Genomic DNA, 25,966 nt, shown 5'->3' on the forward strand with positions numbered 1-25,966 from the left:
CTTGATTAATTCAAATTAAGTTCTATAATGATAAGTATAAGTGCGCATTTCGCGAACGATATATCGTTGTTTATTTTATGGAGGGGTTGTGTATGAAGAGAATTTTATTACTGGCAACTGGTGGGACAATTGCATCTGTGGAGGGGAATGAAGGGCTTGTTCCAGGATTATCTGCTGAGGAATTATTGAATTATTTTTCGAAGTCATCTCGAAACTTAGAAATAGATTGTAAAATCTTAATGAATATTGATAGTACCAATATGCAACCTGAGCACTGGAAAGAAATAGCTAATGCTGTTTTTAATCACTATGATGACTATGACGGGTTTGTGATTACACATGGAACGGATACGTTAGCTTATACATCTTCTGCGTTATCTTATATGCTTCAAGGTTTAAGAAAACCAGTTGTTTTAACAGGCTCACAAGTACCTATTAGTTTTAAAAAGACAGACGCAAAGAAAAATGTAGCTGATGCTCTTAGATTTGCCTGTGAGGATGTTGGCGGTGTGTTTATTGTTTTTGATGGTAGGGTGATTATTGGGACGAGAGCAGTTAAAATGCGAACAAAAAGTTATGATGCATTTGAAAGTGTGAATTATCCATATGTTGCTGAGGTAAATGAAGATGAAGTGAAATATCATTGGAAGCCAACGTCCTCCCATAATGAACTTTCAATAAATACTAATTTATGTACGGATGTTTTTCTTATGAAATTGTATCCAGGTACAAAGCCAGAGATATTTGATTGTTTAAAAGGTTTGTATAAAGGGGTTATTATTGAAAGTTTTGGTAACGGTGGATTACCTTTTGAAGGAAGGAACTTGCTTTCGAAAATTCAAGAGTTGACTGAAATGGGGATTGCTGTAGTGATTACTACTCAATGCCTGGAAGAAGGAGAAGACATACTTCTCTATGAAGTAGGACGGAAAGTGGCGCAACATCAAGTAATATTATCTGGAGATATGAATACGGAAGCCATCATAGCAAAATTGATGTGGACGCTTGGGAAAACTAATAAATTAGAAGAGATTAAAAAAATTATTGAAGAGCCTTTAGCCTACGATTTAACAATAAAATCTGATAAGGATTGGTAATGACTTCATATGATTTATTTAGGTTTTACATTTAATATGGGGGAGAAATTAAAATGGCAATGACAAACAAGAACGTGCGAGTGGAGAAGGATTTTTTGGGAGGAAAGGAATTACCTATTGAGGCATATTACGGAATTCAAACTTTACGCGCTGTTGAAAATTTCCCGATTACAGGGTACAAAATTCATGAAAGTTTAATTAGAGCGTTCGCAATTGTAAAAAAAGCTGCAGCGCTTGCTAATACAGATGTAGGAAGATTGGAATTGAGCAAGGGCGGCGCGATCGCAGAAGCCGCTCAAGAAATTCTTGATGGAAAATGGCATGATCATTTCATCGTAGATCCAATCCAAGGCGGAGCAGGTACCTCAATGAACATGAATGCAAATGAAGTCATGGCCAATCGTGCTCTTGAATTATTAGGAATGGAAAAGGGAGACTATCATTATATTAGTCCAAATAGTCATGTAAACATGGCACAATCAACAAACGATGCATTCCCAACGGCGATTCATATTGCAACATTAAACGCATTAGAAGGTTTATTACAAACGATGGGTTATATGCACGATGTATTTGAATTAAAAGCAGAACAGTTCGATCATGTTATTAAAATGGGTCGTACACATTTACAAGACGCTGTGCCAATTCGTCTTGGACAAGAATTTAAAGCGTATTCCCGCGTACTTGAACGTGATATGAAACGTATCAAGCAATCACGTCAACATCTATATGAAGTAAATATGGGAGCAACTGCAGTTGGTACAGGCTTAAATGCAGATCCAGAATATATTGAAGCAGTTGTAAAACATTTAGCTGCCATTAGTGAACTACCACTTGTTGGTGCAGAAGACTTAGTAGATGCGACGCAAAATACGGATGCATACACAGAAGTATCTGCAGCACTTAAAGTATGTATGATGAATATGTCTAAAATTGCGAATGACCTTCGCTTAATGGCATCAGGTCCACGTGTTGGCTTAGCGGAAATTATGTTACCAGCTCGTCAACCAGGTTCATCTATTATGCCAGGGAAAGTAAACCCTGTTATGCCAGAAGTGATTAACCAAATCGCGTTCCAAGTAATTGGTAACGACCATACAATTTGCCTTGCTTCAGAAGCAGGACAATTAGAATTAAACGTGATGGAACCAGTACTTGTTTTCAACTTACTACAATCAATTAGCATTATGAATAACGGTTTCCGTGCCTTTACAGATAATTGCTTAAAAGGAATTGAAGCGAATGAAGTTCGCTTAAAAGAGTATGTTGAGAAGAGTGTAGGAATTATTACAGCCGTGAACCCTCATATCGGTTATGAAGCAGCAGCTCGTGTTGCAAAAGAAGCAATCGCGACAGGGCAATCCGTTCGAGAACTTTGTGTGAAAAATGGTGTATTGTCACAAGAAGACTTAGAGTTAATTCTAGATCCATTCGAAATGACACATCCAGGGATTGCAGGAGCAACTCTTTTAAAGAAAAATTAAAAGAAGAGGGGGACATAAAATGTACCCTATAGAATAGACACTGAAAAAAAGTCTATTCTATAGGGTATTTCTTGTATAATGAGAGAAAATTGGGATCGGAGAAAGTTCAAAATGACAAAAAAGCTATTTACGGAAAGAGACATTCAAATTCTATCAAATAACCCCTACATAAAATCTGTAAGTCAGAAAGGTATCACTTATACAGATGAATTTAAGCGTATTTTTATTGAGGAAAATGAGAAAGGAAAACTACCTCGAAATATTTTTGAAGAATGTGGTTTTGATATAGATATAATTGGAATGAAACGAATTATGTCATCAGGAAGTAGATGGCGTGCTGCTTACAGAAAAAATGGTGTATTTGGTTTGCGAGATACACGCACCGAAAACGCGGGAAGAACTCTTGAGAGAGAGCTTACGTTAGAAGAGAAGTATGCTCGTTTAGAAGCCGAACGGAACTTACTAAAGGCAGAAAATGAATTGTTAAAAAAGATCAAACTTATGGAAGGGAGGATGAGAAGGAAATAACGTTATCACCTAGTCAGAAATATATCCTGATTCGTTCTGTTATCATAAAATATAACTTAAGAAATATGGTGAGTTATTTGTGTAAAGTAGCTGGTGTATCCCGTTCGGGATACTATAATTATTTTTCCATTTCATCTCAAGAACAACGGAAACAAAAGAACAATCAAGATGAAATCGTGAAAGAAATCATATTAAAAGCACTTCGATTTAGAAATCGAAAGAAAGGGGCTCGTCAAATAAAAATGACATTGGTGGGTCATTTTCAAGTTGTCTACAATTTAAAGCGTATCCGTAGAATCATGAAAAAATATGAGATTGTCTGTCCGATTCGGAAAGCAAATCCTTATAAAAGAATGCTGAAAGCTTCAAAAGAACATCGAGTAGTGCCGAATCAATTAAATCGAGAATTTAAACAAAATATCCCAGGAAAAACGCTTCTTACAGATATCACTTATTTAATTTACGGTAAGAATAAAAGAGCTTATTTATCTACAATTTTAGATGGCTCAACCAATGAAATTTTAGCTTACCATGTTTCAGAACAGATGACATTAGACCTCGTAACAACAACTCTTCATAAACTAAAACGGAATAAGAGGATTCCATTGACTGAAGGCGCATATATTCATTCAGATCAAGGAGCCCACTACACAAGCCCTACCTACCAAAAATTAGTCAAAAAGCTAAAGCTCGGACAATCTATGTCAAGAAGAGGGAACTGTTGGGATAACGCTCCACAAGAATCATTTTTTGGTCATCTGAAAGATGAAGCACATATAAAACCTTGCGAGTCTTTTACTGAGTTGAAACAAGAGATTAAGAAATATATGACGTACTATAATCACTATAGATATCAATGGAATTTAAAAAAGATGACTCCTGTTGGATACAGAAATCATCTTCTTGATGTTGCCTAACTTTTTTCAAAATGTCCTTTACAAAGGGTACAGATTAACAAGCCCCTCCTCTTTTTTACAATATAGGGATGTTATATGTGAATAGAGGTAGGGAGGTTATAAGTAAGTATACAGTGGCGTCTAATGGTTCATAGAAACAAAATTAAGAGGAGCAGAAATATGATTTAAATAAAGAGGATTTATTAAAACATCCTATCACATTAACAACAAGCTTACATGAATTTTTATAAAGAACTATGACCAACCATGAATAAATAGTTGGCCATAATTATCTTAAAGATCCATATCTTTTAATCCGGGACTATGCTCATTTGGCATTTCAGGAAGCTCTGGTACAGGAAAACCTTTTGGCGGGTCAGTTACTGTTAGTGTTCCTTTGTTTCTACTTGGTGATTCACCTTGGAATATTTCTCCCATTCTTGTTGGATCTAAGCTGAAATTAAATTGTGCATTATGGAATCCCATGTCTACATATTTTCTACACTCTGGGTATTTATTAATATCATAGTTTGGCACAGGGAAGAGTTTTCCCCATTCAACCCCCAATGTCTCTAAAGCTTTTGCGAAAGCATTTTGATGTGCATTATCACGTACAATTAAAAATGCAAGAGTTTCTCTAAATGTTTGATTAGAACTCATTTCATAAATTCTAGTCTTTTGAAGTACACCTGTAGATTCAAGTACGACATTATCTAGTAAATCGCTAATTAAGTTTCCATGATTATATACCCAAGACCCATTCCATGGGTTGCCAGCTGCATCAACAGGCAATGAACTTTGAGCACCTACAATAAAATGGTGAGGGTTTGCATGTTTAACCGCTTCATCAAGCGGTGCTTTGTCAATACCAGCATTTCCTGGCGTAGGTTCACCAGATCCAGTTAATAGCTGATTAATTGTATGTTGTACAAGTTCTACGTGGCTTATTTCCTCTAAAAAAACACCTCGAAGTAAATCACGATATTGCTTCTCTTTACCTCTAAAATTTGAGCTTTGGAAGAAGTATTGCATCATTGTACGCATTTCACCATAATGCCCACCTAATATTTCTTGTAAAACTTTTGCAGCAGCTGGATCTGGTTTATCCGGCTTAATCATATTAATTATTTCCTCTTTATAATAAAACATGAAGTACACCTCTTTTTAAGTTAGTTAACATTGTTATCGTGTCCGTTAATTGGTTACTTAATACTTTAATTCATTTTTTTACCAATAAATCGTTATCTCAAAATGCAAAGTCTTTTGGAAATAACTATTTTCGATATGAGATGAAAATGGGGGAATAGATACTTGGAATTTAATAAAAAAGATAAGATTACGGAGTGTAACCTTATCTTTTCATTAAGAATAATAAATTGTATCTTCAAGGTTTCAAAATGACTTTTATACAATCATCTTCACGATTATTAAAAATTTGATAACCGTAGCTCGCTTCTTCAAGGGGGATTTTGTGTGTAATAATCTCTTTTGGATCGAATTCTTTGTTTATTATTTTTTTAAATAGTTCCGGCATAAAATGAATGACAGGTGCTTGTCCCATTTTAAGATTAATATTTCTAACCCAAAATGCTCCGAGTGGGAATGCATTATAATTGCCACCATAAACACCAGTCATTTGAACCGTTCCGTATTTTCTTACGGCTTTCGTAGCAATTTGAATAGGGCCGAGAGTTCCACCTTGTAATTTCAATTTTTGTTCCAGAAATTCTAGTGGCGATTTTTTTCCATCCATGCCCACGCAATCAATGACTACATCGGCACCACCATGTGTGATTTCCTTTAAATGTTCCCCCATATCTGGAAATTTTGTGAACTCAAATACCTCAACATTGTTAATCTTTTTTGCATAATTTATCCGATAATCTAAGTAATCGACCGCAATTACGCGTTTAGCACCTTGCATCCAAGCGAATTTTTGTGTCATTAATCCAACAGGTCCACAACCAAGGACGATAACAGTATCACCTGGCTTAACACCTGCGTTTATTACACTCCAATAGGCTGTTGGCAAAACATCGGATAAAAACAGTAGAGATTCATCTTCAAGTTCGCATGATTCCGGTATAACAAATGGAGTGAAATTTCCAAAAGGAACTTTTAAATATTCTGCTTGTCCGCCTGGATGATTACCAAACTTCTCTGTATAACCAAAGTATCCACCAGAATCATAATGAGGATTGGAGTTGTCACATTGACTTTCCATTTCATGTTGGCAATAAAAACAATATCCACAAGCAACGTTAAAAGGGATAACAACACGATCTCCTTTTTTTACTTTAGTGACATCTGGGCCGACTTCTTCAACAATTCCCATTGGCTCATGACCAATAATGTATCCTGGAGGTAACGGCATGTTACCTTGATATAAATGTAAATCAGAACCGCAAATAGCGGTTGAAGTAATTTTTACAATAATATCATCTTTTTTCTCTAACTTTGTATCATCAACTTGTTTAACTTGTACTTGGTTTGGTCCTTGATAGGTTACAGCTTTCATCTCATATCTCCTTAGGAATCATTTTTCATAATATTATATGTATCTCTTGGAAAAACAGAAATCTATACATAGTGTTGTTATGAAAGTACGTTATAGCAGCTCTTCTTTCATATGTCTTTTGCCCTATTTTAAGAAGAAAATCAATATTTATTCATAATCCAATTCCCATAAAAAGGATAATTATTATTTCATAATTTGTAGCATATTAACAACATCGGAGGTGAAATAATATGGCAAACAATAATAGTGGAAGTCGTAATGAATTATTAGTTCGAGGCGCTGAACAGGCTCTTGATCAAATGAAATATGAGATTGCACAAGAGTTTGGTGTACAACTTGGTGCAGATACAACAGCTCGTTCAAATGGATCTGTTGGTGGTGAAATCACAAAACGTTTAGTAGCAATGGCTGAACAACAACTTGGTGGTAGAGCTAACCGTTAAGTAAATTAGTGTAAAAGATAGCAGATATGTAAATCAATTTCTTTTGTATATGTATAAAAACAAACCCTTATAGTAAATGGATTCTCACTCAAAGATTACTGAAAATCTTCTTTCATAATCTTTGAGTATTTAATTTGTAACCTACTTTCCTAAACAATAAACACGCAGTGTTGGAAAGGTGTTTTCCATGCATAGTAGAAAATCTTTTGCAGGAAAAAGCATACTTAAAAATTTGATTTCCATATTGAAATCAATATTTATTATCATATTTTCGAAAGGGAGGAATTTTAAAATGGGTATATTAAGTGGAAATCCTCAAAATGAACCGTTACATTACGGAGAAGTATTTGATATTTGGAGTTATCTTTTAGCTGCACAAGGTGCAATTGCAAGCCATCAAGTGTTTATGAATCACACAGGTGACGAGGATTTAAAGAAGTTTTTAGAAAGCTTAATTGAAAATGATATGAATTCGGAAATCGAAGAGTTAAAAACTCTTTTAAAGGTTAATGGCGTAGCTTTACCGCCTGCTCCTCCAGAACGACCAGTTGCATCTATCGAAGACATTCCTCCAGGAGCGCGTATTAATGATGCTGAAATAGCAGCAGCTGTTTCTACAGGGTTAGCAGCTGGACTTGTGACATGTAGCCAAGTGATGGGAAAATGTCTTCGAGAAGATGTAGGCATGTTATTCGGACAATTTCATATGAAAAAAGCGCAAGCAGGTGTAACTTTGCTGCGTTTAAGTAAGAAAAAAGGATGGGTAGTTCCACCTCCATTACATGTAAAAAATTCTGATCAAGCTTAATAAACAAAAATAAAAAAGTGGCATTGACCACTTTTTTATTTTTTAGATGTATCCTCAACTTTGGATTTATTTATTGTGGAAGAATCTATATATTCATCTGACATTTCCATAGCATATTTATCATGATGAATATGATTGTGATTTCTTAATTCATCGTCGTTACGCAGTACTAGCCTCTTCATATAAATGTGGAAGAAAACCTCTATTCCGTCAATAATTAAAGCGGCTATAAACGAAGAAAGTCCAATATTACGAGTAACATCTAAATTAGTAAACAAGGATGTTAAAAGCCAAATTCCGAAGAAGCTTAAGCCGAAATCTGCCATTGTAGCAATCATATTTCCGTATTTAGGCAAAATGAAGAGATCCCCGATTAAATAAGCAGCTCCTGTTAGGAAAAGAGAAATGAGTAATACTCTAGGAATTGAAATGCCTTGAAAGATACCGAGTACGATAAGTAATACTGCAGTTATCGCTGTGTATTTAATTAATAAAGCAACAATATGTTTCATCATTTTCCTCCATTGTTTAAACGTATATGGAATAAAATATTTCATTAAAAGCGGGTTATGCTTTTATATAGCGTAACCCGGTTCATTTTCTGATGAAGGCCTATTTATGATATCCTATGGCACGTATGTTGGATTTCGTTCTCCTATACATTATTATCTTGGACTTAAAGGGTATCAATTATACCTTCGAATTCGTGGTCGTAATTACCAATTAATTAGCTATATATTTTAGCATGTAATTTAACATATTAAAGAAAGAAGGAGGTGAAACAATATGTCAAACAATAATAGTGGAAGCAGCAATCAATTATTAGTACGTGGCGCTGAACAAGCTCTTGATCAAATGAAATATGAAATTGCTCAAGAATTTGGAGTGCAACTTGGAGCAGACGCAACAGCTCGTGCTAACGGATCTGTTGGTGGTGAAATTACAAAACGTCTCGTATCATTAGCTGAGCAACAACTTGGTGGTGGAGTTACTCGTTAATTTTATATATAAAATGGATATAGAGGAGAGGCATGCCGTCTCTTCTTTCTCATACATTTTTTAAAATAAATAAGCTTAGTAGTGTTCGTATTATTTAAGATTTATAAATGTAAAATGGTGATATTAAGAATTTTATTATCAAATTTATTTGTTTGATTTTTAAAAACTCGAGATTTTAAATACATAATTAATTTTTGCAAAGCAAAAGGATAAAGAATTAGAGGGGGTAAATCTAAACAGCAATTATTCTTGTACAATTACCTGTGGAGGAGCAAAGGAAATGAAATATGAAGCGTTATTTACAGTTGAGATTTCTGTAGGAAGTGAGAGAGTAGCAAACCATAAAATAAAGGCTCATGATGTCGTTGATGTTGTTGAAAAGCTTGCTGAGAAGTATTTAAGCGATCATGAGGGACATTCTCATCATAAATAAAGGAGAATCGTGATATGACCTGTCATGATGTTAAGAACGAAACGAAAGAAAAAAAAGATTTAAAATGGTGGCAACTCTCACTTATTGGAATTGGTTGTACGATAGGAACAGGCTTCTTTTTAGGATCTAGTATAGGAATTAAAATAGGTGGATCTTCAATTATTCTTATTCTGATTTTAACTGGATTCACTACATATATTGTATTTGAAGCATTGGCAAAAATGGCTGTAGAAGATCCGCAAAAAGGATCGTTTCGCATTTATTCAAGAAAAGCTTTTGGAAATTGGGCGGGTTTTAGTCACGGATGGACATATTGGTGTTCGGAGCTGCTTATTATGGGCAGCCAGCTAAGTGCGTTAGGAATCTTTTCACGTTACTGGTTTCCTAAAATACCACTATGGATATTTGCTGCTATATATGGAGTAGCAGCTATATTAATTATTTTTATAGGGGTAAAGATATTCGAACGTTTAGAAAAATGGATGGCTATTATAAAAATCGCGGCTATTATAGGATTCATTGTGATTGCTATTTTGGTTATTTTAGGATTTATAAAGGGTGGTTTATATAAAGCGCAAATTCCGCGGAATTTTAAAGACTGGTTCCCAAATGGATTAAAAGGCACTTGGTCCTCTCTAATTTATGCATTTTATGCATTTGGAGGAATTGAAATTATGGGGTTAATGACAATAAGACTTAAAGACCCTAAAGATGCACAAAAATCAGGGAGAGTAATGTTAATGATTTTAACGATTATTTACGTAGTCTCTTTAGGGTTGGCAATTATGATGGTACCATTAAACCAGTTTAATACGAAAGAAAGTCCTTTTGTAATAGCGTTACAAGACTATAATTTGCCGTATGTGCCATTTATTTTAAATATAGTATTAATTTTAGCGGGCTTTTCAACGTTAGTTGGTTCATTATTTGCAGTGACAAGTGTATTAATGAACTTAGCTGAAGAGGGTGATGCACCTGCGATGTTTGCGAAAAAAAACAAGAAAAATATCTCTTTTCCAGCTTTAATTCTTATTATAATTGGGCTTGGTGCTTCTATCCTTAGTGCTTTATTACTACCAAAAAATATATATGAATATGTAACAACTGCAGCCGGATTAATGTTGTTGTATACATGGAGTTTAATTCTTCTCTCCTTTTGGAGGCTAATGAATCCAAAAGGTTGGATGCAGATAAAAAGTATTATTGGTCTTATTATGATTGCACTAGCTGTTAGTGGAACACTATTGCAAAAAACAACGCGTTTTGGTTTCCTAGTGAGCTTGTTGTTTTTAGGAATAGTTATTATTGTTACTATAATTGTTCATTTTGTCTCAAGAAAAAGGAATACAGTTATATGAAGTATCTTTCCTTACACAACAGGAATAGTAGGTCAAAACTAAATAATAGAAGTTATTGAAAAATAATTTGATAAGTTTGAAAACCAAAATATAATCCATAAATAATAAGTGATATTCCAGATACTATCGTTATAAGAGACAATATACGAGTATTCAAAAATTTACGAAATATACTAGATGTACTTGCCATCGTAATATCCCAAATAAAAATACCTAAAATGGTACCAAAGCTATATAACAAAAGCTGCTCTTTATTATAGGAAGAAGCGGCTTTTGCTAATATAGAGCCGAAAATTCCAAGCCAAAATAGAATTGTTAATGGATTCGATAAAGACATAAAAAAACCAGAAAAAAAGCTTTTAATAATTGAATCATCATTTCTAGTATTACTAATGCTAATTTGATTCGCATTTTTTAAACTTTCGATGCCTGTATAGATTAAAACAAAAGCGCCGAAAGACCATAAGAAAAGTTTTATAATATCTTTTTCGAGGAAATGAATTACACCTAAATAAATAAGTGCCATGTAGATGACATCTGCAAGTAAGGCTCCTATGCCAAGAATCCAAGCGTGAAAAAACCCACTCCTAATACCTTTTTCTAACTGTGCAGCATTAATAGGCCCCATTGGAGCAGATAATGATAAACCTAAGAAAACATAGCTTAAAAATATGCCCACGTATGATATGCTCCTCCCACTAAATTTGATCTATATTAAATCTATTCAGTGGTTAAAGTTTGTACAACTAAATAATAAAAAGCGGAGTGGATTATTTATTTTTATGCAAGTATTTTATTATTCGAGAAAATGGACACTTTGATGGAAATGTTTCATCATCACGTAAAAAATATTGCTGCCATTCATAATTATCTTTTTCACCATAATCTTTAAGAGAAGGGTGAATAGGAGCTTTGTCATAAGCGGCTAGACGTTGACGTATTAAGTTTTTTAGTTTTCTACTGCGTTTCTCAGAATTCATAATTCCCTGTAAAACCCATCTAGGGGTTAAAGCAAGCATCATACATGAAAAATGTCTACTTTGTCTATTGACATGGGCAGGTGTAGCGCAGTAAACAAAATATGATTCATTATGAAAGCAAAATTCCCAAGTGTTTTCCATAGGATCATTTGGAATGTGCATAGGCCATTCCATCTCGTCCAAATGGCTAGTTGTATTAAGTAGAGACCAATAAATATGTTCAAAATCCTCAACGGTAGTTTCTTGCTTTAAATCTATTGGTGTATGAATAAAAACAATAAGTGAAGCGTATTGCCCTGTGTCTCTAGAACATTCCGTATATTCTTTAAGTAATGTGGCAAAGTCCTCGCTAGTATTCGTATCTCTAGGATCACCAATGAATCCGTACCGGAGGTGATTGGCTGTAAAGCCGTGTTGAGCTGGGATACAAGGGAAAGGTTTATTTTTATCTGTCATTTTTAATTTAAAAGAACGGAAAGCTTCTTGTTGCCAATGTGGAAGGTTAGTAATATTTTTTTGTAAAGAGTCTTTATCATAAAGTATAGTCATCTTTTTATCCCTCCTAAGTCATAATATATAACCTATTAATTATTTAGGAATGGGTGACTAACGCGGCTAAAATAATTATTTTTTAATCTATAAAAATAAAGTGATTTAATGGAGAATCCCCTTCAATGTAGTTACTTAATTTTTAATCATATATAAAATTAAGTAACTATAAAATTTAAAAAATATGTAGGTACAATGTTCACATTTATATTTTCTAACTAGTATGGTTTATAACGAAACGAGAAAGGATGTATTATGGTGGGGATTTTTAAGGAAGAAAAAATTAAATTTATAGATTGTAAAGGCGAAGAAGTCATTTTGAAAATTAAAATTAAGGATATAAAAAAGTAGGGAAGAGGAATTAAGTTTATTTTATGGTGATTAACATAGAAAATGGAAAGTAATGATAAATTAGGTTGAAATGAATTTATGTAGTATAGGCCCCTTTTACATTTTTTTGCATAATGTAGCATGAATGAATATTAAGGGGGAACATATATGTCTTATCCTAATCAGTTAGCTTGGCATGAAACATTGGATCTACATGAATTAGTAGCATTCCAAGCGAACGGTTTAATCAAATAAAAAAAGTCAGTTAGAAATGTACCTGATCAAGCACTTCAATCGTTATATATTAAAGCTATAAATGCCATCCAAAACAATCTACAAGAGTTAGTACAGTTTTATCCGTATGCTCCTGGATTTCAATCGCAGCAGCATCGTGATGACACTGGATTTTACGCTGGAGATTTACTTGGATTAGCAAAGACATCTGTTCGAAACTATGCAATAGCAATTACTGAAACTGCAACACCCCGACTTAGAGAAGTTTTAACCCGCCAAATAAATGGCGCTATACAATTACATGTGCAGGTTTTTAACTTTATGTACGAACGTGGTTACTATCCAGCTTACGATTTAAAGCAACTATTAAAAAATGATATTCAAAATGTGCAAAAGGCAATACAAATGCAATATTAAAATGAAGATATGGAAATTACCTTTAGAGAAAAACTATAGTTTATTTATACAGGATCAAATAGTTAAGACTAAATGGTAATTTCCATTGTTAATAAATTGATTAAAGGATAAAAATATAGATTCATTCGAAAATACTAAAGAAATTATACTAACGCTATTTTAGAATGGTGAACTTCTTAAAGTTTTTTAGGGAGTTTTAAACAAATATTAAATATGCTAGAGAATAAGTATCTATACGATATTTCTAACTGAACATTAGTTTCCTTTGGCGCTAAGTATGTTTAGCACATTTTTCTTTTGGGAAAAATAAGAATATACATTAGTGGAAAGGATATGATTTAGTGGATACTGAAACCGATAATACAAGCCATTTAACCTCTTCTGTTTATTTGACCCGTAATCTATGGTCAGGTATCTTGTTTGGCCTAGGGTTAGTAGCTTTTATAGATGAAACTATTTTTCATCAACTGCTACATTGGCACCATTTCTATGATAAATCTACAACAGATATTGGATTGATTTCAGATGGTCTTTTTCATGCTTTTAGTTGGTTTGCAACGATTGGTTCCTTGTTTATGGTTGCTGATCTTCGCCGTAGAAATGCATTTTGGTTGAAAAGATGGTGGAGCGGGTTAATGCTTGGTAGTGGTGGATTTCAATTATATGACGGTATAATTCAACATAAACTAATGAAAATACATCAGATTCGATACGTAGATAATGTTCTTATCTACGACGTAATATGGAATATAATTGCGGCTGTAATGCTCTTAATTGGAATTCTACTAGTTTTTCAGACAAGAACCGATGAAAGATTATTGAGAGGGAAAAGTTTAGATGAACAATAACCATCTTCATCACGAAATATGGAGTTTATTGGATTTTTTGTTATTCGTATTCATTTTAATTATATTAATAATTTATATTGTATCGACGGTATTATCAAATCGTCATTACAAACGATGGCCGTTATATCGAAGTGTCTTCTGGGTTTTAGGGCTTATTTGTGTAGCAATAGCAGTTATTGGACCTTTAGCTCATCGTGCTCATAATGACTTCACAATACATATGCTTGTGCATTTGCTCCTTGGGATGTTTGCTCCAATTTTTATAGCATTAGCAGCTCCGATGACTCTTTTTTTACGAACGCTCAATGTGAAAGCAGCGCGACGTCTTTCAAGTGTACTAAAGAGTAAGCCTTTAAAAATCCTTACTCATCCAATTATCGCAACCTTGCTTAATCTAGGAGGATTATGGATTCTCTATACGACTAACTTATACTCGATGATGCACAAAAGTATACTTCTTCATTTGTTCATACATTTCCATGTTTTCATTGCAGGATATCTGTTTACCACATCAATGATTTATGTTGATCCAATACCACATAGGCATAGTTATATGTATCGATCAATTGTTTTAATAGTTGCATCTGCTGGTCATGGGATATTATCAAAATACATTTATGCTCACCCACCTACTGGTGTAGTCACTGCACAAGCTGAAATTGGGGGCGGGCTGATGTATTATGGTGGGGATTTCGTTGATATTGTTCTTATTTTTATACTTTGTTTGCAATGGTCCAGGGGTTGCAGACCGAGAACGAAAGTCAAGAATATAGTAAGTTTATCGGATTTTTTGAAACTAAAAACTTTGAAATAAAATTTAATCATACTTAAAAGAAACTTTGATAAAAATGAGTATTATATTTTCATTTTTAAAATTTACGTTATAACTATTCAATATTGAAATATCTCCACGTTTATCTTAAAGACTCTAACATTGAATTAATTACATCATTTCTATGAAATATACAAGATGAGATAATGGATTCCAGTTTGTCATTGATCTATCTACATAAATTTCTTTTACTTCTGTCACAGCATATTAATAACTTTCATTAAAACTTCTTTAGCAGCTCGGTTAAAAGGAATGAATTTCGGGATATGGTTAAAAATATGGAGTTTGTATGAGTTTTAAAAAATTATCAATAAAAAAGCAGCTAGCAAAAGCTAACTGCAGCGAGAAAGTTACATCCATGAATGTAAGGAGTATAACTATTTCATGGGTTAAGTATAGTATGAACAAAAAATTTAAGCTTATACTAAAAAATTAAAAAGAGCAGTTATTTATGACTGCTCTTTAATGGTAAGAAATAAAGCCTGGGTAAGAAGCAGACTTTATTAAAGATAGTGTGTGCGAAAGCTCGATTTTTATTCCAAAAGGATAGTTCTATTCTTAGGATAGAGATGTTACTTAAGTACAGTGTATTTTCATAGTAAACTTAATATCTTTTGACGTGCTGATTTTGTATCATATCTTAATTCTTTAATATAAAAACTAAAGTTTTTTCGTGTTTAATGTATCTTTTTGTCTACATATTTTCCATGATCGGGTACAGCGATTTTATCAAATTCTTGAACGAGTGTTTTGAGGCTTGTTGATAGCAATTCACCGGACATTGGTATCCCATGTCCGGTAATAGCGACTAGAGGCTTTAATTTCTCTAGCTTAATAACTGATTTTTTAGCAGCTTTCCAGTCTGTTGTTAAATAACGAGGCGGACCGCTTATTTCCTGTTCCTGAGTAATTACTTTATATAAATATTCCTGTTTCACTGTAACAAAAGCGTCCCCAGTAATTAAAGTTCGGTCTTTTTCTCGGAATAATGAAATATGCCCAGGAGTATGCCCTGGTGTATGAATCCATCTAAACTCTGGCATATGGGGAACAGTTCCATCGGTAGGTAGTGCTTTTACGCTATTTCCTAAATCAATCGCTTCATTAGGGAACAGGGGAGACATTTTCGCTACCATACCACCTTCAACTGTTGGATCTGGTTCAGGATAGCTTTGTTGTCCAGTCAAGAACGGTATCTCCATTTGATGGGCATAGACTGGAACATTCCAATACTTAATGAGTTCGATTATTCCTCCAACATGATCAAAATGCCCGTGAGTTAAAATAATTGCTTTTGGACGGCTATTTGTACCAAATCGCTTCTCAGTAACAGAGATAATTTCATTTGCACATTTAGGCATTCCAGCATCAACTAAAACAAAATCATTAGTATGCGGATTTCCAACAAAACATATGTTGACGATTTGAATCGTGTAACAAAATAAATCAGGCAATACTTCGATGCCATGACCACTTTCAATAGAAGTTGCTGGAATAAACTTGTAATCACTTCCATAATTCATTTCCTTGTCCACTTTTTATCCCCCTTAATATATTTCAATACGACATTATAGTTCCCTAATTTTGAAAATTCATTTTGGAGGATTTGAAAAAAATTAGTGGGGGGTTATAAAAAACAATAATGTACTCCTAGAATTAAGGTGGAGACATATCAATTTATATAAAGTGCAAACAAAAAATATTGATTGTAAAGTCGTAGTTTCTACTATTATTTTGAGTTTAAGTGTATATCTTTTAAGAGGATATACCAAGTTCGTTTATTTAGATAATTACTTGAAACTTGAATAGGAAAAACATGATCAAGCCCCCATTCTAATTCGTTTATTTCATTTTCAAGTCCTGTTGGATAGAGTAAAAGGATCTTAAAATTATTTTTAACAATATTTGATAAAACTGTTTGTAATTCTAGCGCTTCAGTCAAGTTTCCGCCCCATCTAACAAATAAAATGGATTGTGAATTATGAATTCTTTTGTAAAGATTATCAATTCTTCGATCTAATTTTTGTTTGAAATCATGGTATGTGATGAACCAATCTTCATTTGGAATAACAGGGAAATCATGATAAGATGTTACGTTATATTTTGTGTCTTTTATTATGTGAGAAAAAACAGGTTGTATCACGCCATCATTAAACACAATATTTTGATCCGGCATTGCATGCATGTTTTTTAACTCCATAAAGTCTATAAAATTATTTTTCAATAATTCGTTGATAGAAGAAAGATTCGGTGATACAAACCAATCTAGAGGACCAGAATATTTCCGCAACCTATATTTTTTTAGATGAATAGCAGTATAACAATTTTCCCCTAAACTAATAACCTCATCATAAATTCCTTGAAGCTTTTTCATTTCCAATACAACCATCCTTTTTTAGAAAAATTAGTAGGTATATATAAATTCTAACAAGCGTTATTATGACACAGAACATGCTTTTGAAAAATAGGAGAACTGATTCATTATAAATAATATATGTATGCATAAAAACTCCTGTGAAAAGGCTCATAGGAGGATAAAATAAAGCATATTTCGGGTTATATACCATTTGTTGAGATAAGAATTGTGTGTGATAATTAATGGCGTTTCTATATATAAAGGGGAAAAACAGAGATACATTGATGTTAGTTGTGAATAAATTACAATTTAAAATTGAGCGGAAATAAGAAGCCCCAGTTACAGAATGAAGCAACTGGGGCTTTTTTAATCTCTTCCTAACTTAATTATACCATGTAAATCAAGTTCAAAATAGACTGTTTATTCGTATTTACTACTGCTACAATCAAGAACACATGCATAGTAAGGAGAGATGGTAAATGAGTTCTTTCGTTCTCGATTTTCAGGAAATAGAAAACACGCAGCTTGCACTCGTTGGTGGAAAAGGATTGAATTTAGGGGAGTTATCAAGCGTTCAAGGGATACAAGTGCCAGAAGGATTTTGTGTTACAACGGTAGGATATGAAAAGGCCATCGAGCAAAATGACGAGCTTCAAACTTTGTTGCAGCAGCTAACAAAGTTGAAAATGGAAGAGCGAGCCCAAATTGATGGAATTAGTAAGAAGATTAGAGAAGTCATTATGGCAGTAGAAATCCCTTCTGAAGTAGTGGAAGCGGTAGCTCATTATCTCTCACGTTTTGGAAATGAACATGCGTATGCCGTGCGTTCTAGTGCTACGGCTGAAGATTTACCGTATGCCTCGTTTGCTGGTCAACAAGATACGTATTTAAATATTATCGGTAAAGAAGCGATTTTGCAGCATGTAAGAAAGTGCTGGGCTTCTTTATTTACAGAGCGAGCAGTAATGTACCGCATGCAAAATGATTTTGAACATAATCAAGTTTCTATATGTGTTGTCGTTCAAAAAATGGTTTTCCCTGAGGCTTCGGGAATTTTATTTACTGCTGATCCGGTTACTTCTAACCGAAAGGTAGTATCAATTGATGCCAGTTTTGGGCTTGGTGAGGCATTAGTATCAGGACTGGTCTCTGCCGATAATTATAAAGTAAAAGAAGGCGAAATCGTCGATAAGATGATAGCCACTAAAAAATTAGCTATTTATGCTTTAAAAGAGGGCGGAACAGAGAAGAAACAGATTGATCCGGTTCAGCAAAAGATTCAAACATTATCTGAACAACAAATTTTACAACTAGCACAGATTGGAAGACAGATTGAAGCGTATTTTGAATGTCCGCAAGATATCGAATGGTGTTTAGTGGATGATACATTTTATATTGTTCAAAGCAGGCCGATAACGACTTTATATCTAATTCCTGAAGCGAATGATGGAGAAAATCATGTGTATATATCGGTTGGCCACCAACAAATGATGACCGATGCGATGAAACCACTAGGATTATCTTTTTTCCTGTTAACGACTAGTGCTCCTATGCGTAAAGCGGGAGGGCGGCTATTTGTTGATGCTACGAAACAATTAGCTTCACCTGCTAGCAGAGATTATTTAGTAAACACTTTAGGAAAATCGGATCCACTCGTAAGAGATGCATTAACGACTATAATCGAGCGAGATAATTTTATTACATTGTTACCAGATGATGAAAAAGAAAAGAGTGTTGGTAAAAGTGGACCACCTGCAAGTTCGCAGCCACAAGTCGAAAACAATCCAGCAATCGTTATGGATTTAATAAAGAGAAATCAAGCATCAATCGAAGAGTTAAAACGAAACATGCAAACGAAATCAGGGGTGGATGTACTTGATTTTATTTTGGAAGATATTCAGCAATTAAAGAAAATATTATTTCATCCGCAAAGTATGGCTGTCATTATGGCAGGTATGAATGCTTCAACATGGATGAATGAAAAGATGGAGCACTGGCTAGGCGAAAAGAATGCAGCAGACACACTTTCTCAATCGGTACAAAACAATATTACGTCTGAAATGGGGCTAGCATTACTGGACGTTGCTGATGTGATTCGGCCGTACCAAGAAGTTATTACGTATTTACAACATGTAGAAAACGATAACTTTTTAGATGAAATAGTTCAGTTTAAAGGTGGAGAAGAAGCCCGAGATGCCATTCTAACTTTTCTAAATAAATACGGAATGAGATGTAGTGGAGAAATTGACATTACGAAAACACGCTGGAGTGAAAAGCCAACTACAATTATCCCGATGATTTTAAATAATATAAGAGACTTTGAAGCGGGTGCTAGTAAACGGAAGTTTGAAGAAGGGCTGCAAGAAGCTTTGAAAAAAGAAGAAGAGTTAGTAAATCGATTGCAGCACTTGCCAAATGGAAAGCAAAAAGTAGAAGAGATGAAGCGGATGGTTCGTAATATCCGTAATTTTATCGGTTATCGTGAATATCCAAAATACGGCATGATTAATCGTTATTTCATATATAAGCAGGCATTATTGAAAGAAGCTAAGCAACTTGTGCAGAGCGGTGTCATTCGTGAGGTCGATGATATATACTATTTAACTTTCGAAGAACTTCACGAAGTTGTTCGCACGAATAAACTAGATTACGAGCTGATACAAAAACAAAAAAATGATTACAAATTATATGAAAAACTAACGCCTCCTCGTATCATGACGTCTGATGGAGAAATCATTACAGGCAAATATAAACGAGAAAACCTCCCAGCTGATGCGATTGTAGGCCTGCCTGTTTCTTCAGGAGTAATTGAGGGAAGAGCTCGCGTTATTTTAAACATGGAAGAAGCGAATTTAGAAGAAGGAGATATATTAGTTACTGCTTTTACTGACCCTGGCTGGACACCATTGTTTGTGTCTATAAAAGGGTTAGTCACTGAAGTTGGCGGACTTATGACTCACGGGGCAGTGATTGCACGTGAATATGGATTACCAGCAGTTGTTGGGGTAGAGAATGCTACGAAATTAATAAAAGATGGACAACGAATTCGAGTACATGGAACAGAAGGTTATATTGAAGTGTTGTAATTAAAAAAAGATCATCCGCTATTATAGTGGATGATCTTTTCTATATAGCTGGCTCATTTCTTCAAACCAGCCGCATAAAAAGGCCCATGAACAGCGATTGTCGATAAAATACGAGCGATTTCCTCAGGTGTTTCTTTTTGTCCGTTATTTAACCATTGCTGAATAACACCAATATGAGCAGATGCCATATAAGAAGCTAAATATTGGCTTGGGACAAGTAAATTCTCCTTATTAATGAGAGCGCCATTCGTATCTTCAAATATTGTTTTCCACATAAAGTCTTTCAGTTTTGTTTGGAAAGATAAATCTCCTTTTGGACTTAATACAGCTCTCATAAAATCACTATTTTCATTTAGAAATTCAAGAATAGAAGTAATAAGTATAAACGGCATTGTTGGGGAAGGATTGGACCCAAGATCCGCAATAACTTCAGGCAATCTCTGCTTGGCAATGCTAGAAAACTCATACATAATTTCTTCTTGGCATTTCGTCATTAAATCAAATTTATCTTGATAGTGCGCATAGAAAGTACCACGATTTATGTTCGCTCTCGTTGTAATATCTTTCACTGTAATGGCGTCAAAGCCTTTTTCTTCAATTAATTCTACCAATGCATTTCGTATAGCAGTTTTCGTACGAACAACACGTAAATCTAAATTACTATCACGCAAAGTATGTCCCTCCTTCATTTTAGCCAACACATTTCAAGGATGTGTCTTATAACCGACACATTCACAATTTTTGATTATTGTATAAGGTTCGACTCGAACATATAATTCAAAATATAAATAAACAACACGTTGTTGGTTATTATAAATCAAATGTAAGGAGGAGAAAAGAAAATGTTTAAAAATAAACTTTTATTGTTATCACCAGTTATTGCACTACTCGTAGTTTTTATTTTTTCATTAACGTTATTTCCAACCGTTCAACCTCAGCCGAAAAACTTGCCAATCGCAATCGTAAATGAGGACCAAGGAGTAGAAATCCCGAATCAACCAAAAATGAACATGGGGCAAACGATTGTTGATAATATGAAAAAGACATCAAAATCAGAGGAAGAACCTGCGGTCAAGTGGGTAGAAGTAAAAGATAAGGAATCTGTGCAAAGAGGATTAAATAATCAAGAGTATTACGCAGCATTAGTCATTCCGAAAGACTTTAGCACAAAACAAGCATCATTACGAACACTACAGCCATCTTCGCCAGAGGTAGAAATATTCATCAATCAAGGAATGAATACAGCAGCATCAACTATGGCAGGGCAAATGTTAAATGGGGTAGTTGATAATATGAACAATACTGTTCGCACGCAACTATTAGAAGGATTGAAGGCAAAAGGAGCTACAGTAAAAGTAGATCAAGTTTCAAATGTAGTAACACCGATTACGAAGGAAGTGACAAACGTAAATGAGATCGGCAAAAATAGTGCGAACGGTAACTCGCCAATGTCTTTATTCCAGCCGTTATGGATTGCAAGTTTAGCGAGTGCGGCAATTATCTTTATTGCGATAAATAAAATGCCGATTCGTACAAGAAATGAGAACTTCGTATTAAAACTAAAACAAATCATAACAGGTGCTATCGCGGCATCTGTCATTGGGTTCGGTCTTACATGGATTGCAGATGGTATGGTAGGACTAAACATTTCAAATTTCACTGATACGGCACTGTTTTTATCTATTACGTCCTTTAGTTTCTTCTTAATGATATCAGCGGTACTTTCACTAGTTGGACTAAAGGGAATCGGTTTATTCGCTCTTTTACTATTCTTCGGGGCACCGCTATTATCGTTAGCACCTGAAATGTTGTCGCCATTTTACCAAGACTGGGTGTACGCATGGTTGCCAATGCGATTTATGATTGAAGGACTTAGAGAAATATTCTTCTTTGGAAAAGGGTTAAGCTGGAGTACACCTGTAACAGTGCTCGTTTGGATTGGAGTAGTAAGTATCGTTATTATTTTAGCGACTGCTTTCAAACGTAGTGCAGGAAAGGAACAAAAAACTGAAGTAAATGCTTGAAAAATAGTAGAGGGAAAACCGTTTCACTAGTAGTGGAGCGGTATTTTATTTGAGAGAAAAGTTAGATAACATAGAAGAGGTATTTAAAATGTAGTAGTTAATTGTGTAATATGATGTATAAAATAAAAATGATAAGAAAGAAGAAAGGAGAAAAAATGAAACGAGGGATTTTTGTAGATATTCCAAATGAATATGATAATCTACTTTGGAAAGTGTTAAAGCCGATCGATATTACATCATTTGATTGGCGAGTGGAAAACGAGGAATCTTATTTCATATTACCTGATGGATTAGGACCAGAATTATTTTCAGAAGATAACAAGGTAATGAGTGGATTAGAATTTAAAAAATTAATAAAAGATAACATATATTATCTCATTTTTGCAGATTTAAAAGCGTATCCAAAAGGAGAAGTACTAGAAGAGATTGAAACATATGAAGAGTTTAAAGAAAGCAAGTGTGAAGTAGTCGTATTAGTAGCGGATGGTGATTACATACACATTTATGCGAAAGGCCAAGAAGCAATTGAATTGATGTATGAAAACGCAATGAATCAAGGTTTTTACGTTGAATACGTGACAGACGAAAATGACGGTAGAACGCGATTATCAGTATGGTAGTAATTTGAAAGGGGAACGGCAATATGGAGAGAAATACAGTTAAAGAATATACAATTCGAACTGCTATTGAAGGGGAAAGTGATAGCATAATTACTCTATTAAAAGAAGTAGCAGAGTGGCTACAACATAAAGAAGTGGATCAGTGGCAGTATTTGTTAGGTGGAGAGGCTACGGCTGAAATACTAGATGGGATAAGAGAGAAATATACATATGTGGTTATGAAAGAAGATGAAATTGTCGGTACGGTTACAGCATCTCCTAAACAAAATGAATGGGATGAACATATCTTTGGTAAAGAGGAAGTTTCTAATTCATTATATATTCATAGATTTGCGGTGAACCGGAAGTATAAGGGGAACGGAATAGGAGAATGGATTTTACGGTGGATAGAAGAGAATGTACAACATGACAAAGAGTTTTTGAGGTTAGATTGTGTCGGGCATAATCGTACGTTGAATGATTTTTATAAGCGATGTGGTTTTGGATATATCGGTAGTACGGATGGACATAGTAAGTTTCAAAAGAAAAGGGGAAAGTGAATGAATTTAATTAACAAAGAGTTAGTTAAAAGATTAGTGCAAGAACAGTTTCCTAAATGGGCACATTTAAATGTGAAGCCTGTAAAGTTTAGTGGGCATGATAATCGAACGTTTCATCTAGGGGATGAGATGAGTGTCAGATTGCCAAGTGATGTGGCATATGTACCGCAAGTAGAGAAAGAAAATAAGTGGCTACCTATATTAAGTAAGGAGCTTTCTTTACCGATTTCTACACCAGTTGCGAAAGGAAATCCATCTGAAGAGTATCCGTGGCCTTGGTCTATTAATGAGTGGATAGAAGGAGATACTGTTACGAAACAAAATGTTCGTGACTTACATGAATTTGCAGCGGACTTAGGATCATTTTTAGTAGAATTGCAATCCATTGATGCGAGTAATGGCCCAATAGCTGGAGCACATAACTTTTACAGAGGTGGGCTTATATCTGTATATGATGAAGAGGCGAGAAATGCTATCGAAAATAATAAGGACGTTTTTGATGAAACTGTATTAAAGCACCTTTGGGATGTAGCACTTCAGTCAACGTGGAAGCGTAAACCAGTTTGGGTTCATGGAGATGTTGCACCAGGAAATTTACTCGTTAAGGATGGAAAGCTTTGTGCTGTAATTGATTTTGGTATTTTAGGAGTAGGAGATCCAGCTTGTGATGCAGCGATGGCATGGACATTTTTTGATAAAAGTAGTAGAAACGTATTTAAAGAAATATTGCAAATAGATGAAGAAACGTGGAATAGAGCGAGAGGATGGGCACTTTGGAAGGCGTTAATTACATATGATGCAAATAAGACTAGCAATAAAATAGTGGCAGAAGAATCGTATCGTGTTATTCAAGTGATTGTGGATGATTATGAGAGGTAGTAGAAAAAGCCTATTTTTTAAATAGGCTTTTTCATATGATTAAATATTAGAAATCGAAAGAAGGAATGTAACATTATTATACAGAATATTTAGATAATAGGAGGTGTCGAATTTTGAGTGAAATTGAATTAAAAAGGAATGTAATTAAGACAGGGAGTGAGAAGGGGATCATTCTTCGGTTTATACTCGCTAGTCTAGTTGGGGTATTTATGTTTTTCGTACCAGTTACGATAAACGGTGCTTCTTCCATTATGATTGATCATATCGTATCATGGATCCGGACTTCGGTTCCGAGCGTAGTACCTTATTACGCTCTACTCGTTATGATAATGGGGGCGATTTATCCGTATTATACGAAAAAGTGGAATGCATCTATCGTAGATATTTGTTTTTCGATTTTAAAAGTAGTTGGCGTCGTTTTTGGTGTATTATATTGCGTGAAAGTAGGGCCAGCATGGTTCTTTGCGCCAGATGTAGGGCCGTTTTTGTATGAAAAACTAGTAATATCGGTAAGTTTACTCGTGCCAATTGGTTCGGCTTTTTTAGCGTTATTAGTCGGGTACGGATTACTAGAATTTATCGGTACGTTTTGTCGTCCGATTATGAGGCCGTTATGGAAAACACCTGGACGATCAGCAATTGATGCGGTTGCATCCTTTGTGGGGAGTTATTCGTTAGCTTTATTAATTACGAATCGCGTGTATAAAGAAGGGAAGTATACGACAAAAGAAGCAGCTATTATCGCTACAGGTTTTTCTACAGTATCCGCAACATTTATGATCATCATCGCAAAAACATTAGACATTATGCATTTATGGAATGTTTATTTTTGGACTACTCTTGTTGTAACATTCATCGTAACTGCTATCACCGTAAGAATTCCACCACTTAGTAGAAAATCAGATACATATGTAACAGAAGAAGGGTTCCCAGAGCCCGTTTATAAAGAGAAAATGCTAGAACGCGCTTGGGAAGATGCGCTAGAAGTATCGAAATCTGCACCAAGTATTATGAAAAATATCGCAGTAAATTTAAAAGACGGATTTATCATGACAATGGGCATTTTACCATCCATTATGTCAGTCGGATTAATTGGTATCGTCTTAGCGAAATTCACGCCAATATTTGATTGGATCAGTTATATTTTCTATCCGTTTACATGGCTATTACAATTACCAGAAGCAGAACTAGCTGCTAAAGCCGCATCCGTTGGTATCGCAGAAATGTTTTTACCTTCTCTTTTAGTTGTAAGTGCACCACTTGTGACAAAGTTTGTCATTGCGGTTGTTTCGGTATCATCTATATTGTTCTTCTCAGCTTCCATTCCTTGTATTTTATCGACAGACATTCCGTTAAAAGTATCGGAACTTATTATTCTCTACGTACAAAGAACGATATTAACATTACTTATTATTACGCCGATTACTTATTTGTTACTTTAAAGTTTTAAAAAGATAAATCTCTAACAAAAGAAGCCTTCTGTAAAAGGAAGGCTTCTTTTGTTTAAAATCGGGTTATTCCCACATCACTATCATGCTAAGAAAATCAAATATCCTAAAATGTGAAAATATACTATTTTCTGTTTTTGTGATGTTTTTATTTATTTTTTGAATATGACGTCATGCTTCTTAAGAAGATTCCTAGTCCTGCAAAAAAGAAACCTAAGCATAATAAGCTGCCTGGTGTTCCCCAAGTAATTTGATCTAGC

At 34.5% G+C, this 25,966-nt stretch carries 24 protein-coding genes and 1 pseudogene; 17 read left to right on the plus strand and 8 right to left on the minus strand.

What is annotated here, in order from left to right; all coding sequences use genetic code 11:
* Nucleotides 1-92: 92 nt before the first annotated feature.
* The 3 genes from ansA (at nucleotide 93) to QCI46_RS12035 (ending at nucleotide 4,026) form a co-directional block, all read left to right on the plus strand.
* A complete protein-coding gene (gene ansA / locus QCI46_RS12025; protein ID WP_088081147.1) occupies nucleotides 93-1,097 on the plus strand; it encodes an asparaginase in 1,005 nt (334 codons plus the stop codon).
* 53 nt (nucleotides 1,098-1,150) lie between these two features.
* Nucleotides 1,151-2,581, plus strand: a complete 1,431-nt coding sequence (aspA, locus tag QCI46_RS12030) for an aspartate ammonia-lyase (protein WP_353840345.1) — start codon at nucleotides 1,151-1,153, stop codon at nucleotides 2,579-2,581.
* Nucleotides 2,582-2,692: 111 nt separating this feature from the next.
* A protein-coding gene (locus QCI46_RS12035; protein WP_353839582.1) for an IS3 family transposase occupies nucleotides 2,693-4,026 on the plus strand; the annotation gives its coding sequence in 2 pieces (ribosomal slippage) (nucleotides 2,693-3,080 and nucleotides 3,080-4,026; 1,335 coding nt in all).
* A 273-nt stretch (nucleotides 4,027-4,299) separates the two neighbouring features.
* Here QCI46_RS12035 and QCI46_RS12040 read toward each other — a convergent pair.
* Nucleotides 4,300-5,154, minus strand: coding sequence for a manganese catalase family protein (locus QCI46_RS12040; RefSeq protein ID WP_097843680.1), 855 nt, complete (start codon nucleotides 5,152-5,154; stop codon nucleotides 4,300-4,302).
* Between the two features lie 235 nt (nucleotides 5,155-5,389).
* Nucleotides 5,390-6,523, minus strand: a complete 1,134-nt coding sequence (locus QCI46_RS12045; protein WP_353840346.1) for a zinc-dependent alcohol dehydrogenase — start codon at nucleotides 6,521-6,523, stop codon at nucleotides 5,390-5,392.
* 230 nt (nucleotides 6,524-6,753) lie between these two features.
* Between QCI46_RS12045 and sasP the strand changes: the two genes are divergently transcribed.
* Both sasP and QCI46_RS12055 read left to right on the plus strand, forming a co-directional pair.
* A complete protein-coding gene (sasP, locus tag QCI46_RS12050) occupies nucleotides 6,754-6,966 on the plus strand; it encodes a small acid-soluble spore protein, SasP family (RefSeq protein ID WP_000002841.1) in 213 nt (70 codons plus the stop codon).
* A gap of 292 nt (nucleotides 6,967-7,258) precedes the next feature.
* Nucleotides 7,259-7,774: a DUF3231 family protein gene (locus QCI46_RS12055; RefSeq protein WP_000512132.1), complete on the plus strand. Its 516-nt coding sequence runs from the start codon at nucleotides 7,259-7,261 to the stop codon at nucleotides 7,772-7,774.
* Nucleotides 7,775-7,809: 35 nt separating this feature from the next.
* Here QCI46_RS12055 and QCI46_RS12060 read toward each other — a convergent pair whose 3' ends face one another.
* Nucleotides 7,810-8,286, minus strand: coding sequence for a YndM family protein (locus tag QCI46_RS12060; protein WP_353841864.1), 477 nt, complete (start codon nucleotides 8,284-8,286; stop codon nucleotides 7,810-7,812).
* 274 nt (nucleotides 8,287-8,560) lie between these two features.
* On the opposite strand from QCI46_RS12060, the gene QCI46_RS12065 reads away from it, so the two are divergent.
* The 3 genes from QCI46_RS12065 (at nucleotide 8,561) to QCI46_RS12075 (ending at nucleotide 10,564) form a co-directional block, all read left to right on the plus strand.
* Entirely contained in the window at nucleotides 8,561-8,773 is a 213-nt protein-coding gene (locus QCI46_RS12065; protein WP_000069660.1) for an alpha/beta-type small acid-soluble spore protein, read from the plus strand.
* Between the two features lie 280 nt (nucleotides 8,774-9,053).
* Entirely contained in the window at nucleotides 9,054-9,206 is a 153-nt protein-coding gene (locus QCI46_RS12070) for a hypothetical protein (protein ID WP_196470581.1), read from the plus strand.
* A 14-nt stretch (nucleotides 9,207-9,220) separates the two neighbouring features.
* A complete protein-coding gene (locus tag QCI46_RS12075; protein WP_353840347.1) occupies nucleotides 9,221-10,564 on the plus strand; it encodes an amino acid permease in 1,344 nt (447 codons plus the stop codon).
* A gap of 52 nt (nucleotides 10,565-10,616) precedes the next feature.
* Here QCI46_RS12075 and QCI46_RS12080 read toward each other — a convergent pair whose 3' ends face one another.
* Both QCI46_RS12080 and QCI46_RS12085 read right to left on the minus strand, forming a co-directional pair.
* Nucleotides 10,617-11,243 (minus strand): LysE family transporter, encoded by a 627-nt coding sequence (locus QCI46_RS12080; RefSeq protein ID WP_327960548.1) that lies wholly within the window; start codon nucleotides 11,241-11,243, stop codon nucleotides 10,617-10,619.
* A gap of 91 nt (nucleotides 11,244-11,334) precedes the next feature.
* Nucleotides 11,335-12,093 (minus strand): YqcI/YcgG family protein, encoded by a 759-nt coding sequence (locus QCI46_RS12085; RefSeq protein WP_353840348.1) that lies wholly within the window; start codon nucleotides 12,091-12,093, stop codon nucleotides 11,335-11,337.
* A 498-nt stretch (nucleotides 12,094-12,591) separates the two neighbouring features.
* Between QCI46_RS12085 and cotF the strand changes: the two are divergent.
* From cotF to QCI46_RS12100, 3 genes and pseudogenes are all read left to right on the plus strand, one after another.
* A pseudogene (gene cotF / locus QCI46_RS12090) lies at nucleotides 12,592-13,074 on the plus strand (spore coat protein CotF).
* Nucleotides 13,075-13,415: 341 nt separating this feature from the next.
* Nucleotides 13,416-13,922, plus strand: a complete 507-nt coding sequence (locus QCI46_RS12095; RefSeq protein ID WP_353840349.1) for a DUF2243 domain-containing protein — start codon at nucleotides 13,416-13,418, stop codon at nucleotides 13,920-13,922.
* Entirely contained in the window at nucleotides 13,912-14,736 is an 825-nt protein-coding gene (locus QCI46_RS12100; RefSeq protein WP_353840350.1) for a cytochrome c oxidase assembly protein, read from the plus strand. Before QCI46_RS12095 ends, QCI46_RS12100 begins: the two co-directional genes overlap by 11 nt.
* Nucleotides 14,737-15,431: 695 nt before the next feature.
* On the opposite strand, the gene QCI46_RS12105 is transcribed toward QCI46_RS12100, so the two are convergent.
* Both QCI46_RS12105 and QCI46_RS12110 read right to left on the minus strand, forming a co-directional pair.
* Nucleotides 15,432-16,289, minus strand: a complete 858-nt coding sequence (locus QCI46_RS12105) for an MBL fold metallo-hydrolase (RefSeq protein ID WP_353840351.1) — start codon at nucleotides 16,287-16,289, stop codon at nucleotides 15,432-15,434.
* Between the two features lie 194 nt (nucleotides 16,290-16,483).
* Nucleotides 16,484-17,143 (minus strand): DUF1796 family putative cysteine peptidase, encoded by a 660-nt coding sequence (locus QCI46_RS12110; protein WP_353840352.1) that lies wholly within the window; start codon nucleotides 17,141-17,143, stop codon nucleotides 16,484-16,486.
* 446 nt (nucleotides 17,144-17,589) lie between these two features.
* Here QCI46_RS12110 and ppsA point away from each other — a divergent pair, with 446 nt between their 5' ends.
* Nucleotides 17,590-20,196, plus strand: coding sequence for a phosphoenolpyruvate synthase (gene ppsA / locus QCI46_RS12115; protein ID WP_353840353.1), 2,607 nt, complete (start codon nucleotides 17,590-17,592; stop codon nucleotides 20,194-20,196).
* Nucleotides 20,197-20,249: 53 nt separating this feature from the next.
* Here the strand turns inward: ppsA and QCI46_RS12120 are convergent, their stop codons facing one another.
* On the minus strand, nucleotides 20,250-20,867 hold the full coding sequence (locus tag QCI46_RS12120) for a TetR/AcrR family transcriptional regulator (protein ID WP_353840354.1): 618 nt from the start codon (nucleotides 20,865-20,867) through the stop codon (nucleotides 20,250-20,252).
* Nucleotides 20,868-21,038: 171 nt separating this feature from the next.
* On the opposite strand from QCI46_RS12120, the gene QCI46_RS12125 reads away from it, so the two are divergent.
* The 5 genes from QCI46_RS12125 to QCI46_RS12145 all read left to right on the plus strand — a co-directional run bounded on the left by QCI46_RS12125 (nucleotide 21,039) and on the right by QCI46_RS12145 (nucleotide 25,700).
* A complete protein-coding gene (locus tag QCI46_RS12125) occupies nucleotides 21,039-22,220 on the plus strand; it encodes a YhgE/Pip domain-containing protein (RefSeq protein ID WP_353840356.1) in 1,182 nt (393 codons plus the stop codon).
* Between the two features lie 155 nt (nucleotides 22,221-22,375).
* Nucleotides 22,376-22,840, plus strand: coding sequence for a DUF2691 family protein (locus tag QCI46_RS12130; protein ID WP_353840357.1), 465 nt, complete (start codon nucleotides 22,376-22,378; stop codon nucleotides 22,838-22,840).
* Between the two features lie 23 nt (nucleotides 22,841-22,863).
* The gene (locus QCI46_RS12135) at nucleotides 22,864-23,379 is read left to right on the plus strand and encodes a GNAT family N-acetyltransferase (RefSeq protein WP_353840358.1); all 516 of its coding nucleotides are present in this window, start codon (nucleotides 22,864-22,866) and stop codon (nucleotides 23,377-23,379) included.
* Nucleotides 23,380-24,258, plus strand: a complete 879-nt coding sequence (locus QCI46_RS12140) for an aminoglycoside phosphotransferase family protein (protein WP_353840359.1) — start codon at nucleotides 23,380-23,382, stop codon at nucleotides 24,256-24,258.
* A gap of 113 nt (nucleotides 24,259-24,371) precedes the next feature.
* Complete coding sequence (locus tag QCI46_RS12145) at nucleotides 24,372-25,700, plus strand: YjiH family protein (RefSeq protein ID WP_353840360.1); 1,329 nt, start codon at nucleotides 24,372-24,374, stop codon at nucleotides 25,698-25,700.
* The last annotated feature ends 266 nt before the right edge of the window (nucleotides 25,701-25,966 follow it).

Source organism: Bacillus cereus group sp. RP32 (assembly GCF_040459735.1).
Taxonomy (GTDB): domain Bacteria; phylum Bacillota; class Bacilli; order Bacillales; family Bacillaceae_G; genus Bacillus_A; species Bacillus_A wiedmannii.